This window comes from Paraglaciecola aquimarina (assembly GCF_032464635.1).
In the GTDB taxonomy this organism is placed as follows: domain Bacteria; phylum Pseudomonadota; class Gammaproteobacteria; order Enterobacterales; family Alteromonadaceae; genus Paraglaciecola; species Paraglaciecola aquimarina.
Map to the genome: position 1 here is coordinate 108311 of NZ_JAWDIO010000002.1, position 15692 is coordinate 124002.

A 15692-nucleotide genomic window follows, 5' to 3' on the forward strand; every position below is an offset into this window, starting at 1 on the left:
AACTCTCAATTATTCAGTTAACAGTAAAAATGTGTGAATCACTCACACCCGTAGTTAAAAATTCAGGGGCTTGGTTGTTGGCAAGAGGTTTAGCATCGGCCCACGAGTACACTTGAATATTCGCTTTACCCACTTTATGAGCAACGACTTCACCAAACTTATTGACCGATACCACGCTTGGGTCACTAGATACCCAAACCACACCATTGCGCGTGGTATTAGCAGGTGTCAGTTTGGCATGCAATTGGCTCATTTGGCCCACTTTTAGTTTGCTAGGAGCTGACATAATCGCTATGTCTTCTATCTCTACTATTCGGTTCTGTTTAAGCACTTCACCTAACATATCGTAGGCGGCTTTTTGCTCAGCATCTAAAGACTCAACTGGCAAACCACTATAGCGCAACACTTTAAATTTGAATTCCTTAAAGGTGTCGCCTGCACGTTCTAATAAGTCAGTACGTAAATCAAAAAAACGACCTTTAGGAAAATGCTGGGTAGGCGCATAACGTTTAAAGTGTTGATTAAAGGCGTAATCTACTATCATATGGTTGTCGGTATATTTGTTATTGCCATTGCCCCAATGATGAATGGTGGTACGGGCTTCTCCCTTTGCTCCTTTGGCTTGCTGCCAAAAACTAATGCCATCAATGTCTTGTTGATTAGGAATAGTGACATTGGCCGCTTCGGCTATCGTTGGATAAATGTCGACTATGTCGACCATACCTTGGTAATTATTTTCTTTTTTACCTAACCCTGCAGGGATCGTTTTAGGCTGATTAAGAATTAACGGCACGTGTAAACCGTTGTCGGCATGCCCCCCTTTGCGTCCTGGGTAACGAGTACCATCAGCAAATACGTGCTCAAAGGTTTCTTTGGTGCCGTTGTCACCTACCACTACAATTAAGGTTTTCTCTCGCAAGCCTGTTTCATCTAACTTTTTCACCACATTGCCAATCATTTTATCCATATAAGCAATCATATCGGGCAGGTATTTATGGTCATCACCACTTTTTTCCATTGCTACATTGCGTACTCTATTTTCTTGAAAGTTATCAAACACAGAATGGGGTAAGGTATCGGGCGTAGGCTGGTGCTTATCGTGAATTAACATCATCGGGTAGTACAAAAAGAAAGGGTTGTCTTTGTTTCTTTCAATAAAATTTAACGCATCACGATTAACAATATCTGGCCCGTACCAACGACGACCCGTGATAGGGTCAACGTCTTTGCGGTTGTTGTAATTGGTTACTTTTCCGTTGACCACTAAATCTGGATTGATAAAACGATTTTTGGCACCCACTACATCAAACGCGGTAAATTCATCCCAACCAAACTCAAAAATGTAGTCTTTAGCATGGATACTCTTGGTGCCTCGGGTTTGTTTCCACTTACCAAACAACCCTGTTTTATAGCCAGCTTTTTGAAATGTATCGCCAAAAGTAATATCAGAGTGATGTTGGGATTTTGGTTGTAAATAGTTACGCTTATTCTCTTTGCCGCTCATAATCGCTATACGCGTGTTCTCACACAATTGATAAGCAAAGGCGTTATCTACCATGACACCTTGCTCAGCCAATTTATCAATATTAGGCGTAGAAATTTTAACGTCTTTAAATCGTTTACGGTAAGAATTTATTCTGTCTGCACCATAGGCAGTCACCCCATAGTGGCTGATGTCATCAATCAGAATAAGCACCACATTTGTACTATCTTGTTTACTTTGAGCAATCGCGTTAAAGCAGTTGGCAGTGCCTAGCACCGCTATTGTAACAATAGAAAAAACACGTTTAATGAGAGACATAAAAATCCTATAAATAACGGCAATGCGCCACCCACCATACAGGTATCCAGTGAATGAACGTCGTGAACCTACAACATCCAAGGTAACATAAATCATATTTAAAATAACAGTTTCAAATATGTAAATATAACGTAAAGTCACTAGCAATATTTGCCGAAGAATAAAGGGAATAATACTCATTCGATTGAACAACTATGTATTCAAAACCAACCAGTGTTTTTTAACAAGGCAATGGTATGCAGGAATGCTTATTCCTTGTCAAATACCGTTAAACTAGTGCAAGATCCACTAGGACGCTCCGGCTGAGTGCACATTTGTTAGAAAGGGTAATAAAGCTTCGAAGAGCTTAAAACAGGCCGAGTTGCTTACTGGTTATGTTCTCAAAGGATAAGTTGATAAACGGCAAAATACCTTCGGCAATAGGTTTTATTTGCTTATCGATATAATGTTCATAATCGATTTGACTGGTTAAATACTCAAGCGGTTCAGGGCCATTAATCGTCATTATGTATTCAATCCAACTTTTGTCTTGATATTGCAATTGCCTGCCTAAGCTCGCATTCTTTTGGTCAGCCAAACGAGCCGCTCGCACATGAGGAGGAATATTTTTAACATACAAACTTAATTTGCGACGAATACGTTTTCGATAAACCAATAAGTCATCAAGCTTGCCAGAACGTGTATCACTAATTAACTCGCGTAAGTAATGTTCAACACTTTGCTTGGCAAATACCATTTGATATAAGTGCAACTGGAAATTTTTTGCCAAAGGCGTCCAGTCGGAACGCACTGTCTCTAATCCTTTGAATATTAGTTCTTCACCTTCGTTAGAGACTTTTACCCCAGCATAGCGCTTTTTACTACCCAACTCTGAGCCGCGAATAGTTGGCATTAAAAATTGGCGAAAGTGGGTCTCAAATTCAATTTCAAGATCGCTATGAAGTTGATATTCATCGGTGATTTTATTGGCCCATTTTTGATTGATTTGTAGCGCCAACTCTCGACCAATTTCCTGCACCTGCTGATTGCTGAATTCACCATTTAACCAAACAAATGTAGAATCTGTGTCGCCATAAATCACCGCATATCCCGCCTCTTCTATCCAGCGTGCGGTTTGCTGCATAATATCGTGGCCACGCATGGTAATAGAGCTCGCAAGACGAGTGTCATAAAAAGGGCATCCACCTGAGCCTAAAACCCCGTAAAAAGAATTCATGAGTATTTTGATCGCTTGACTACGGGCAGTATCATTTTTCAGTTTTGCTTGATCTCTTTGTTGCCAAAGAGAAGTGATAATATCAGGCAAAAAGTGTTTATCGCGGCTAAATTTAGCACCTTTAAAACCTTGTATCGCCTGCTCTGGATGACTTAAACCTTCAACTAACCCAAGAGGGTCTATTTTAAAAGTTCGAATAATTGACGGGTATAGACTTTTAAAATCTAGCACTAGCACATGCTCATAAAGACCTGGCTTGGAGTTCATAACATAACCACCTGGACTAGCTAATCCCCCCTTCAGGCCGATTAGGAGCAACATACCCGGCTCGATGTAATTTCGGCAGGTATAAATTGACAAAAGCAGCCACTGAGCCGCCAACTCTATCCAGCTCAAGTCCCGTCAACTGACTGCGAAGAGTTAAAAATTCTAACACTTTTGTATGTTCAAATATCTGCAATACCAGCTCACAATCTTGTAGATTGTATTTCGCTAATTTAACCTTGTTGTGTAAAAAGTCATGCTGAATCTGTTCTAATCTGCCATGCACATTTTCAGTGTCTTTCCCCTTGTTAAGCAGAGTTCGCGCAACATTCTCTAAACTGAAACTGTCAAATTGATAGGTGGCAGTTTTAAGCGCATCAATGCCATCCACTACGATCCTGCCCGGCATAAACACAAAACCTAAATTACTGTCATTACGGGCGTCACGCCAAGTGATTGGTTGTTCACCTCGACCTAGATCAAGCGAGATTTTGTGCATTGCTGCTCGTTTAATGAGAAGTCGAAAATCAAAATTAACCACATTCCAACCCAAAATTAGATCAGGATCTTGTTGGCTAAATTGTTGAATAAAAGTATCTAGTAGTGCTTTTTCATCCGCTACCCAGAGAATCCAATCAGGCCCTGGCTGAACGTCGCCAATCATGATCACACACCTATAGTCGGCATTAACCAGACCTATCGAGAATAATTCGCCTTTGGCACTACATTCTAAATCCACCGACAATAACGTAAAGCTAGGAATGTACTGGCTTGGCTTACATTGAATATTGTTCAGGTAGGTTGTTGAATGCCCGCTAGAAGGAGGCTCAATTAGCTGTCCAGTGAGTTTTGCACTGCCATAAATGAAACGCTCCATCATGTATCTTTCGGGAAGGCGAATGTCAGTTTCGTAACTCACAATTCCAGCGTCTAGCAATCTTCGCTTGGCCTTAAAAAAAAGTGACTGGCTGGGAAAATATAGACCTGCGACTTTAGTATGCTCAAATGTCGACAGTTGTAACGCTTGATAGTCAAATTTGATATTTGCTTGGGTCAGTATTGCAAAGGCACTTTGCTGGTCTTGTTGCTGAATAAAAAACACCAACTTTTGCTGCGGACTTATTCCTTTAACGGGACCTTGCTCGGTCAAAAACCAAAACTCTATATACGAGGCCTGCTTGCGCTCAACTGTTTGAGCCGTCAAAATAAACCCTTCAGTCGGCAGATCCATAGTAATGCTCAATCATCCCCACTTATCTATCGCAGGCTACAGATTGATCCCTACCATTTTGTTTGGCACGGTATAAAGCAGAGTTGGCCAGTTGTAGAATACTTTCAACATTGTCGTTAGGCACACAATGACAGATGCCAATTGATGTACTGACTACTAAGTTTGGTAGATCTATTTCTTCTGCGATTTCAGGCATTTTGAGTCTAAGGTTTTCCATCACTTGAAAGGCTTCATTGTTGCTGGTATTGGGCATAAGAACTAAAAATTGTTCATCACTAATTCGTCCAATAAAATCGGTATGTCGTAAGATATCCTTGGATGTGCTAGCGAAAAGCCGTAACACTTTATTACCAGTGAAAAGCCCATATTTTTCGTTTATCTGTTTAAACCAATCTACATCGATCAAGGCCACAGAAAACGCCAAACCATTAGCTTTACTTCGTAGTAATTCAGCATCAAACTCCTCAAGTATTCTGCGTCTATTGGTTAAACCCGTTAACGCGTCAGTAGTGGCTGACAATGCTAACTGTCGTTTATATTTTACACTCCTAAAAAACAGTAACATCAACAATAAACACACACTACCAGCGGTTAAAGTAACAACCAAAATATGCGAGTTAGCACCGTGCTTATCTTCAGTAGCTAGGCTAGTCATAGCAACAGGAGACGGTGTTTTATCAGCCAAAAGATGGGGTGTTGATTGTGCCGAAGTTGATTGTGCCGAATTGGCACTACTTTTAAACACTGAGGTAGCATGTAAACAGGCACTGTAAGTATTTAGAAGCAACAAGACGAGTACGAAAAAACATGAAAATTTGCACTTAACAAGACGGGGGTTAATAAATGTTTACGCAACAACAAAATTCCTAATAAATGATAAATGGACTTCAGGTTAGTAACACACTTTATCATAAACCGATTCTAATGTTAGAAACTCTATACAAGGTTGGGCTTCGCGTAATTTTGAGACTTTCCAATCCCTGTAGCCAAAACGAGTTTCGGCTAGTCATCTACCTCTAACTTCCTATGGCTTTTTTAAGTCAATTAGATTTGCCAGCTTCGCTGAACAAACAAAAAAGAGCTAAAAGATTAATCTGTTAGCTCTTTTCATCAACAGCCCTTAAACATTAAAGAAGATGTAAATTCCTAATGAATAATCATCGTTAATATATTACTCCGCCAATGTTATCGAAATATCATCAACATAAAAGTCAACTGTGGTTTCACTTGCTTCTACATAAAGGTTAGCAGAGTTTGCTACCGTTGATATTGTATGGTTGTATGTACCTGTTAGTGCTACCCAATCACCTGCAGTTACTGTGACAGGGGCCGTCATCTCAAGGTATTCAGTGGTGCCATCGCCTGCTCCGTGATTTATTTCTAGTGTTAGCTTCATGCTGGGTGTCACTGTGCTAGCATCATCAGATAGCTTAACCCATGCCGATACATTATAACTTTCATCTGCAGTGAATAAGCCTACAACACTTTTTGATATACCTTGCCAATTAGCCGTACGTCCTGCCACTAGAGCGCTATTATTTCCAGCGTGTGCTTCGGTGGTTTCTAACGTTACTGATGCATCTCCTCGTGGTCCCCATGAATCAAGATCCGTTTCAAAGTCTGTATTAAAGAACGCAGCAGGGGTTTCTGTTTCATCAGGAGACACTAGGTTTGCAGCTTCTAATGCGTCAGCGAAACCTTGTAGAGAAGGTTTGGGCGTAAAATCATCATTAAACAATAATGGCCATTCTACTGTAGGTACAGGAAAGTATTGTAACCAACTACCTCCATCATTCGTTCCCCAAACAGTAATACCGCCCCGTTGATCTTCAGGAACGATGTCTAAGTATGCTTCGACAATATCAAAATAATATTGCTTTTGCACTTCAGCTCTAGCAGCTGTAAATGTAGTTAAAGCTGCATCACCTTCATTGTTCATGCGTACATCAAGTTCGGTGATTTTCAGTTTGATTTTTGGGCGAATATCTACCACTTTCTGCATTTGAGCTTTGATGGTCGAAATGTCAGGGCTATTAACGGTAATATGAGATTGAAAGCCTATTCCATCAATAGGTACGCCATCAGCTTGCATATCATTGACCATCTGAATAACGCCATCTAATTTATCACTATTCCAAATCAGGTTATAATCGTTGTAATATAAATCTACATCAGGATCAGCTGCTCGAGCGGCAGTAAAGGCTTTCGGTATAAATGATTCACCTATATTGGTATACCATACAGAATCATCGCCAGCAGCCGAACCTCTATATGAACCATCCTCATTGAATGCTTCATTAACCACATCCCAAGTTTCAAGTCGACCAGCATATTTTGTTGCGATTGTTGTGACATGATTTTCCATCATGGCCACCCAAGCATTTGTGTCTCCCGAAAAATTTCTCATCCAATCAGGTATTTGATTATGCCAAACCAATACATGGCCATGCACAGTTAAGTTATTCGCTTCTGCAAAGCTAAGTAATGCATCGGCTTTAGCAAAGTTAAAAGTAGTTTCTGATGGGTGCATAGCATCCATTTTCATATCGTTTTCAGACGTTAGTTGGCTAAAGTGTTGTATAACAACGTCTTGATGTGCTGTATCAGTCAATAAACTCTCTGGAACAGCCACGCCGATTGGGAAGTTTGCTAGTGCTTTTAGGCTAGTAACTGTCACTTCAGAAAATTCTTCTGGCACTTCAGGCTCTGGCTCTGGAGTGACAGATACGTTATCTGGAAACTCTACATTTTTTGGATGTTCCTCTATACCACATGCTGTCAATAGTGACATGATTGTCCCTATACATGCCGAACGAATTAATAATTTTTTCATTTTACTTTTCCTCTTCAGTTCGCAACAAAATCAGTCGTTGATTACTAAATTTCATTTAGTTGACTTCATTTTTGCTAGTAGAAAATACGTGAGCTCATGATCTAACTAAGACAAAAAAGGAAGAGGTTAACCTCTCCCTTTTTAAATGCTCAAAAGTTAAAATTTATAGCTTAGGCCAAATTGAAGACGACGATCATTCAAGAAGCTCGAACGTTGATAACGCGTACCCGCTGCGTCAATCTGTGTTTCTGACTTGTTCTTCTCATCGGTGATGTTGGCTATTAAGAAGTTAGCCGTTAGATTGTCCGTCACGTTGTATCTAATTGATGCGTCGAAGAATCCAGTATCTTTTTGGAAAACGGGGTTACCCGTTACAAAATCACGATATGAATTCAAATATTCTGAACGATAGTTATAAATTAAACGTACTTCTAATTTGTCATCTTGATAAATACCAATTAGGTTACCTGTGTGCTCTGATTGCCCAAGCAGGTTATCTAAACCAAAACGGAAGGTCGTCTCAGCCGAATCAGGTATTCCGTCATCGTTAGCGTCTAAAAACTGTGGAGGTGGTGTCGCAGAGGCATCCACATAAGTGTAGTTAGCTTGAATACCAAAATGTTGCCATATGCCTGTAGTAACTCAGTAAAGAAATCTTGATAAGCGATTTCAAAACCTGAAATTTCAGCTTCGGCTAAATTAAGTTGGCCATTAAAGTTAACGTTAACCTGTGTGCCGTCTAGAGTAATAGTGTCAACAGGTTTAACACCATATTGAACAATGTTGTCAATTTTCTTATTAAACACACCAAAGGTAACAAAACCGTTTTCAAAGTACCATTCATATGAAATGTCAATACTATTGGCAGTGGTAGCTACAAGGTCTGGATTACCGCCATTGATACGAATATTGGCTAAGTTGCCATCTATTAAACCACGAGGAGTAAAATTATTCGGGTCAGTGGGATCATAATCTGGATCTGTAGGATCAAGGTTATCGTGACGAGTGACACTGGTTTTGGCACTGATTGATTGAGTTGCATTTAAGTCTGACATATTTGGACGCGTCACACCTTTACTCGCGCCAAAACGGATAAGCATATCGTCATTAAGATTCAATTTAACATTTAATGAAGGTAACCAATGCTCATCTTCTACATCCACTCTTCTCACTGAGTCTTCTGTTTGTAAATAAGCTTCTGTTTCAGGCAAGAAGTCATTAATGGTATCCATTGCTTCTACTGATGCAGGGTAAGGTAAAGTAAGTTCCTCTCCTTCAATCTCGAAAGTATAGTCAACTTCCTGTTCATCTATACCAAATTCACTATAAGTAAGCTTACCGTTTGAACCCAATGTATTTTTCACATAACGTAAGCCAACGTTACCTTCTAGCCACATGCCATTGTCAAATTCTTGAGCAAATTTTACCATGGCATACAGATTGATAGTCTCTTCAACCACATCTGAAATACCGCCTGGCTGATAAATTTTAGTATAGTTACCATCGTTTGTACGACGCAGTTGATCCGCAGTAGCTGGATCATCAGGGTTAAGCACAGTTGTCGCAAATGGCGAATATTCTGAATGTTCGAAATCAGGTTCTGCCTGCAAGTAATCGTAGAATAACTCTGGGTTGCGTAACATGTCTGCGCTAGCATAAAGTAGTGTAGCGTTTTCACCACCCACTACACCACCACGGAAAAAATCACTGAAATCAACTTCGTCGTAAATATTTTTCTCTAATGAATTTAAAGGCGCTACACCGTTCCATAATGGAGTGACGCCTTTCCAGTTGCCACCTGCTTCTTTGTTGATTTGTTCACGTTCTGAGTAACGTGCGCCCATTTTTACTGACTGGAACCAGCCGTCTGAATCTTCAAATTCATACTCAGCGTCAAGCTTAAACGCATGTAAATCGCCTTCACCTTCTCGGAATGAATCATTTGCAAAACCAAGATAAGAACCAGATGGATCTGCTGGAGTCGTAGCAGGTACATATGGGACTTGAACTGTGCCTTCATCTGCAACGCGGTTACCATCAGCGAAACTAGTACGGGGATCAACAGAAAACTCTAGATAGGGATTGTCTAAATCAGGACGAGAAAACACGTTTAAGAAAGTATTTACACCAATCCATTGTTCTTCGAAAGAGGCTTCAGCTGTTGTTCTATGAGCATCAAATTCTACGAATAGTTGGTCGGTAGCGCGCCATTTCAAGTTAACGCTAACATCATCCGTTTTAGAATATTCTTGCTTACCGATACCTAAGTTAGACACACGCAACCCGTACGCACCAGCCCAACTGCGGAAATCGTCTGTTATCAGCCCTTCTTCCATTAAACCACCGGAAACAGGGATTAACTCATCACACTCGCCTACAGGTGTTTCATTACTCCCGTTACATTTAGGAATACCGTCTGAGGTAAAAGGTGACACAACTAAGTCACTCACCTCTACTCCTCCTGATCTTACGGTTTCTGCGTCTGCATACCACTCAGAGGTGCGTTCAAGACCATTGGTTTCATTTTCTACTGTGACGTATTTAACCAATACTTCTAGATTATCGTCAGCACTGCGCCATTGGCCAGCAACATAGAAACTTTCTCTTTCGCGGTCAACTTCGTTGGTACGTAGATTAAAACCTAGCGTTAGCGCTACCGTACCTACAGGGTCACTTACCTCTTGTCCTGCTGCAAAACTGTCGGCCGACACATTATCGCGAGGTACAACCATACCTGCTTGGTAACCGTTAATGTCTGATTGCAATTCGGACGAAGAAAACGACCCTACAAAGCCAAATTTTCCGTTGTCATTAGTAAAGTTCTTACCAAACACGCCACTATATGTAGGGCTCCACTCTTCACGAATATCCGTATAAACAGTATCAACAGAAACTAACGCAATTCCGTCTTCGTTATCAAATGGTGCAAGTGTTTGTAAGTTAATTGTTCCACCAATACCCCCTTCAATAAGGTCAGCTTGTTGGTTTTTGAAAACATCTACACGGCCAATAAGTTGAGGAGGTACAGCAGACCAATCTAACGCTCGACCGCCGTTAGCTGAAAACGCATCCCGTCCGTTAAATTCTGAACGAATAAAACCAAGGCCGCGAATTAAGTTCCCTGAACCTTCAGGAGAAGGGAAATCGCCAGCGGTTCCACCAGCGGTAAAACGAGAAACGGTTATGCCAAGGTACGCGCGAAAGGGCTTCGGCAACTGACAAATCAGGAATGGCGGCTGCATCAGATGCAGTAATTGAGTCGACGAATGTTGATGCTTCACGTTTAATTTCCGCTGCACTAGCAAGTGCGCCACGAATACCGGTCACATTGATGACTTCAACGTCATCCTCAGCAACATCCACTTTATCAACACTTTGTGCAACGGCATATTGACTGGTAGCAGCAGAAAGCATGGCTGTCGTGCCAAACATGGCAGCTCTTATAGAGGCGCTTAGAAAAGTTTTTCTTTGCATACTCATTATGTGTACTCCTAGTTAGGTGTTTACTACGCACAACTTGGCGTATTCTTAGCTAAATTTATTGGTTTGCGGTTCAAAACACACTGACCATTAACCAATATAAAAACGCTTTATTTTTCGCTTGTGTTTTTTTCAATTACATATAAAGTCGCACTTAATGTTAGCGCTAACCCTTATTTTTTTAACATACTGTCACAGAGATTAATAATAATATTTAACATTTACGGTATTTATGAAGATGAATATGAAATTTAGTAACTAAGTCCGAGCAATATTATGCACTTATGTATCGTAGGAGGAGGTTCTGCTGGATGGATGACAGCAGCAGCACTTGCAAAGAAATTTTCGAGGAAAAAACTGCAAATTACCCTAATTGAATCTGATGAAATTGGTACCGTAGGAGTGGGTGAAGCCACCTTGCCACATATAAGGTTTTTCAATCAAACTTTGGGGATTGACGAACGTGATTTCATGCGCAAAACCCAAGCAACCTTTAAACTAGGAATTGAGTTTATCGACTGGGGAGCCAAGGGAAATAGGTACATTCACCCTTTTGGCGACTTTGGCGATAAAATAAATTCAATCGACTTTTATCAGTATTGGTTGTTGGCTAATAAAGACAAAAACATAGGGAGATTAGATCAGTATGCCTTTGGAATTAGCGCTGCGATGGCTAACAAGTTTTCAATACCACAGGTCGAATTGCATGATTTAAAAAACGCCTTTGGTTATGCCTATCAATTTGACTCCAACCTATATGCGCAGTACTTACGAGAATTTTCCTGCAACCTTGGAGTGAATAGAATTGAAGGAAAAGTTGTTAACACAAAGTTAAACAAAAATACTGGGGATATCTCCGAGCTAAGCCTCAATAATGGAACCAGGGTTAACGCTAACCTTTTTATTGATTGCTCCGGATTTAGGGGCCTGCTGATAGAACAAGCCCTACAATCTGGCTACCAAGATTGGTCTACTTGGTTACCCTGTGACCGAGCCATTGCTGTGCCTTGTGAGGGTACCGCGCCGCTCACTCCTTATACGCGCTCAACAGCGAAAGAAGCAGGCTGGATATGGCGCATTCCGTTACAACACCGCACCGGAAATGGTCACGTGTATTGCAGCCAATTTCTTAGTGACGACCAAGCCCAACATTCACTAATGGAGCAATTAGACGGTAAAGCGCTGGCAGAGCCTCGCCAGCTTAGGTTTACAACTGGTCGTAGAAATCATTTTTGGAAAAACAATGTGGTGGCAATCGGATTGTCAGCAGGTTTTTTAGAACCTCTCGAATCCACATCCATTCACTTAATTCAAGAAGGCATTACTAAGTTAATCGAGCTATTTCCAGCATTTGAAGACCAACAAACCCAGTCAAGTACCTTCACAATAAATGAGCTAGATATTAAAGAATACAATGCGCAGATGAGCTTAGAATACGAGCGTATTCGGGACTTCCTATTACTACACTATGTTGCAAATGACCGTGATGATAGCCCTATGTGGGCGTATTTTAAAAACATGGCGCTACCAGATAGCCTACAAGAAAAGTTAGATTTATGGATGCATCGAGGCTACATTCAACGCTATCAAATAGGGGCTTTTTTACCACCAAGCTGGGTGGCGGTCATGCTCGGACAAAACTTAGTTCCCCATGATGTTGATCCTAGGGTGTTAGCCTTTGGTACCGATAATATACGTACCAGAGCATATGCGATGCGCGAAGATATCAAGCTAGGTTTAGATCAGGCTGAAGAACACCAAGCCTTTTTGGATCACTATTTAGCATGACTTTACTGAAGTAGCGTAAGGAATATTGTAAATGAATAAAAATCAAGCGCAGACGCGCAAGCCCGCCAGTACAACGGCTTCGCAAAACCTCGATATCGTAATATATGGCCATAGCATTGCAGCTTTTGTATCGGCCCTGACCATTCATAACGCACTTGCTGGTCGAGTAACGCTTTCTTTAATTTTGCCCGCTGATCAAACTCATAGCGATATATTGTATGGGGGAACGGCTACACCAGATGCTTATAATTTACATTTAGCCATGGGGATCACTGAGGCACAGTTACTACAACACACTAACTCAAGCTTTTCCTTTGGAACCCATTATCAAAATTGGACTGATAAAAAATTTGACTGGATACAAGCCTTTAATCTGCCATTTACCTCAAAGTTGGGCATCGATTTCCATCAGGTTTTGTTAAAACACAACCAAGACATACAACCGTACTTAGCGGGCGCCCAGTCTGCTTTACAGCACAAGTTTGCTCATCCACCGCAAAATCAACCGGCATTACCATTGTCTAGAGCTGAGTATGGGTATAATTTTGATTATCAAAATTACGCATTATTTCTGCTAAATGAGATCATCCAGAGAAAGATAAATCTAATTCAATCAGATCTTTTAGAAGTCGAAGTGGAGGATGAGCATATTGCTCGCTTGCGACTAAATGATGATTCGAGCATTGAGGCCGATTTGTTTATTGACTGTTCGGGTCCAGACGCTAAATTAATTAGTGCCTTGGACGTAAAAAAGCAAGGGGATTCGCGTATAAACGTGTCCCTGTTAACTCACGAAAATGACAGGAAAATGAAACCATGTAACCAAATATCAGGACATGGGGACTCTTGGCAATCGACGCTTTACTTACAAGATTCTAGCCAAGTATTGCAAGCTGTTAGTGATAAAGATGCTTCTGAAAAAGTCGAGCACTCTGTCAATTCAGTTACCTCAATAAGCGTTAATATCGGTTATCAAGAGCAAGCTTGGGTAGGTAATTGCGTGGCAATGAGCCTAAGTGCCGCGGTACTAGAGCCATTTTCAAATGCGCCCTTTAGATTGCTCAAGCTTGATATTGAGCGTCTCTTAGAGTTAATTCCAATCTCGAATAACATGCAACTGGAGCAAAAAGAGTACAATCGTCGCTATAAGTTAGATGTTCAGCATGCTGCACTATTTAACTTGGCATTGACCGATACTAGGCATGTTTTGCAAGACTCACATGCCAAGAAGAATCAGCTAATTGATAGTGAAACACAAGCACTCCTTGATAGAAAACTAGTGCAATACTTACATCGTGGACTAATCGTTTCCTACGACCTTGAACCCTTCTACGCTGAAGATTGGGTTATTCTACATTTCGGTATGCAGCGTTTTCCAAGGCGCCTAAATAGTCTGTGCGACAACATCGACAACACAGGTGTTAAACAACACTTATTACAAACCCAAAACGCAATTGCAGCCATGGTAGCCAAAATGCCACCCTGTTCACTTTATACAGAAAAGTTTTTGAATTATTTAAAGAGACAAGCATGAATCAATCATCGACCAATCGCATCCGAAAAATCGTTATCGCTGGCGGTGGCACCGCAGGATGGATGACTGCCGCGGCTCTATCGAGTATGTTAAGGCCTGATGACGTTCAAATTGTATTAGTAGAATCTACAGAAATTGGTACCGTAGGAGTAGGTGAAGCTACCATTCCTGACATTGTAAACTTCAATCGCATGCTAGGCATTGGTGAGGCGGAATTTTTAAAGGCAACCAATGGAACGTTTAAGCTGGGCATAGAGTTTAGTGATTGGGGCAACCTAGGGGATAAATACTTTCATCCATTTGGCAACCATGGCGTGGATATGAATGGTATTGATTTCCATCAATTTTGGCTACATACAAGGCAGGCGGGTAACACCAATGCTTTAGAAGAATACAGCATATGCGCGGTAGCCGCTAAAAGCATGAAATTTACCCTCCCTGACGAAAATCCTAAGTCGCTTTTATCGCAAATGGGTTATGCCTATCACTTTGATGCAACTGCATACGCTTTGTTTCTAAGAGACTACGCAGAAAAGCGTGGTGTGAAAAGAATAGAAGGCCGCATCGAGCAGATCCTACAAAATGAACAGACAGAGAATATTTCGGCACTTGTCATGCAAAACAAGGAGCGCGTTGAGGGCGATTTCTTTTTTGACTGCACGGGATTTCAGTCAAAATTGTTAGGCCAAACACTGGGAGTTTCTTTTCATGATTGGTCGAAGTGGCTGCCATGTAACAGTGCACAAGCCATAGCCACTGAACGTCAAGGCGAGTTACTGCCTTTCACTAAATCGATGGCCAAACCAGCGGGTTGGCAATGGCGTATTCCCACTCAGCATAGGACAGGAAACGGCCACATTTATAGCACTGATTTTATGGATGATCAGCAAGCTACCGATATACTTATACAAGGACTTGACGCCCCAGCTCTTGCAGACCCACGCACCATAAGATTTACTACTGGATGCCGCGATAAGTTCTGGGATAAAAACTGTGTCGCTATTGGTTTAGCGAGTGGTTTTTTGGAGCCTTTAGAGTCAACGTCTATTTTCTTGATACAACAGGGCATAAGCCGCTTTCTTGCGTTATACCCATCTTTAACGCCGGCCGCTAAGGTAATAGAAGAATACAACCGCTTAATGACCCGTGAATTTAGTCAAGTCAGAGATTTCATTATCTTGCATTACAAAGCCACACAGCGCACCGACAGTGAGTTTTGGCGCTATTGTAAAAACATGGCAATACCAGACTCTTTGCAACACAAAATGGATTTATTTCAGTGCGCTGGACGAGTATTCAGAGATGACCACGAGTTATTTTCAACCTCTAGCTGGGTGGCGGTAATGATAGGTCAAAATGTCTATCCTGAAACAGCTGAACCAATGTTGCTTGGTGTGCCTATACAAAACATTGCACAGAGCTTACAAAGTATGCAACGGGCGATGCAACAAGCGAGTTTAAACATGCCCCCCATGCCGAATTTATCAAAAAATATGCAGATTCTTCGATTTGATTTTCCATTTTTAATTTTAAGCAGGTAATTTT

The 15692-nt window shown here is 41.1% G+C and carries 9 protein-coding genes and 1 pseudogene; 3 read left to right on the forward strand and 7 right to left on the reverse strand.

Annotation, left to right across the window (positions count from 1 at the left end; translation table 11 throughout):
* Nucleotides 1-13 precede the first annotated feature (13 nt).
* The 7 genes and pseudogenes from RS130_RS01285 to RS130_RS01315 all read right to left on the reverse strand — a co-directional run bounded on the left by RS130_RS01285 (nt 14) and on the right by RS130_RS01315 (nt 10819).
* Complete coding sequence (locus RS130_RS01285; RefSeq protein ID WP_316024441.1) at nt 14-1801, reverse strand: sulfatase family protein; 1788 nt, start codon at nt 1799-1801, stop codon at nt 14-16.
* A gap of 346 nt (nt 1802-2147) precedes the next feature.
* Nucleotides 2148-4512 (reverse strand): annotated as a pseudogene (locus tag RS130_RS01290) (DNA polymerase II).
* Nucleotides 4513-4534: 22 nt separating this feature from the next.
* Nucleotides 4535-5257 (reverse strand): GGDEF domain-containing protein, encoded by a 723-nt coding sequence (locus RS130_RS01295; RefSeq protein WP_316024442.1) that lies wholly within the window; start codon nt 5255-5257, stop codon nt 4535-4537.
* 426 nt (nt 5258-5683) lie between these two features.
* A complete protein-coding gene (locus RS130_RS01300; RefSeq protein ID WP_316024443.1) occupies nt 5684-7345 on the reverse strand; it encodes an endo-1,4-beta-xylanase in 1662 nt (553 codons plus the stop codon).
* Nucleotides 7346-7501: 156 nt separating this feature from the next.
* On the reverse strand, nt 7502-7936 hold the full coding sequence (locus tag RS130_RS01305; protein ID WP_316024444.1) for a TonB-dependent receptor: 435 nt from the start codon (nt 7934-7936) through the stop codon (nt 7502-7504).
* Nucleotides 7900-10560, reverse strand: a complete 2661-nt coding sequence (locus tag RS130_RS01310; protein ID WP_316024445.1) for a TonB-dependent receptor — start codon at nt 10558-10560, stop codon at nt 7900-7902. The genes RS130_RS01305 and RS130_RS01310 overlap by 37 nt, the downstream gene beginning before the upstream one ends.
* A complete protein-coding gene (locus RS130_RS01315) occupies nt 10475-10819 on the reverse strand; it encodes a hypothetical protein (protein WP_316024446.1) in 345 nt (114 codons plus the stop codon). Before RS130_RS01315 ends, RS130_RS01310 begins: the two co-directional genes overlap by 86 nt.
* A 282-nt stretch (nt 10820-11101) precedes the next feature.
* Here RS130_RS01315 and RS130_RS01320 point away from each other — a divergent pair, with 282 nt between their 5' ends.
* The 3 genes from RS130_RS01320 to RS130_RS01330 are packed head-to-tail and all read left to right on the forward strand — an operon-like array spanning nt 11102 to nt 15688.
* Nucleotides 11102-12613, forward strand: coding sequence for a tryptophan halogenase family protein (locus RS130_RS01320; RefSeq protein WP_316024447.1), 1512 nt, complete (start codon nt 11102-11104; stop codon nt 12611-12613).
* Between the two features lie 31 nt (nt 12614-12644).
* Complete coding sequence (locus tag RS130_RS01325; RefSeq protein ID WP_316024448.1) at nt 12645-14147, forward strand: tryptophan 7-halogenase; 1503 nt, start codon at nt 12645-12647, stop codon at nt 14145-14147.
* Nucleotides 14144-15688, forward strand: coding sequence for a tryptophan halogenase family protein (locus tag RS130_RS01330; RefSeq protein WP_316024449.1), 1545 nt, complete (start codon nt 14144-14146; stop codon nt 15686-15688). The genes RS130_RS01325 and RS130_RS01330 overlap by 4 nt, the downstream gene beginning before the upstream one ends.
* The last annotated feature ends 4 nt before the right edge of the window (nt 15689-15692 follow it).

What these genes read in the sequence shown, in the direction of transcription:
- RS130_RS01320 (WP_316024447.1), top strand. Translation starts at nt 11,102, where the DNA reads ATGCACTTATGTATCGTAGGAGGAGGTTCTGCTGGATGGATGACAGCA.
- RS130_RS01315 (WP_316024446.1), bottom strand. Translation starts at nt 10,819, where the DNA reads ATGCAAAGAAAAACTTTTCTAAGCGCCTCTATAAGAGCTGCCATGTTT.
- RS130_RS01325 (WP_316024448.1), top strand. Translation starts at nt 12,645, where the DNA reads ATGAATAAAAATCAAGCGCAGACGCGCAAGCCCGCCAGTACAACGGCT.
- RS130_RS01330 (WP_316024449.1), top strand. Translation starts at nt 14,144, where the DNA reads ATGAATCAATCATCGACCAATCGCATCCGAAAAATCGTTATCGCTGGC.
- RS130_RS01300 (WP_316024443.1), bottom strand. Translation starts at nt 7,345, where the DNA reads ATGAAAAAATTATTAATTCGTTCGGCATGTATAGGGACAATCATGTCA.
- RS130_RS01285 (WP_316024441.1), bottom strand. Translation starts at nt 1,801, where the DNA reads ATGTCTCTCATTAAACGTGTTTTTTCTATTGTTACAATAGCGGTGCTA.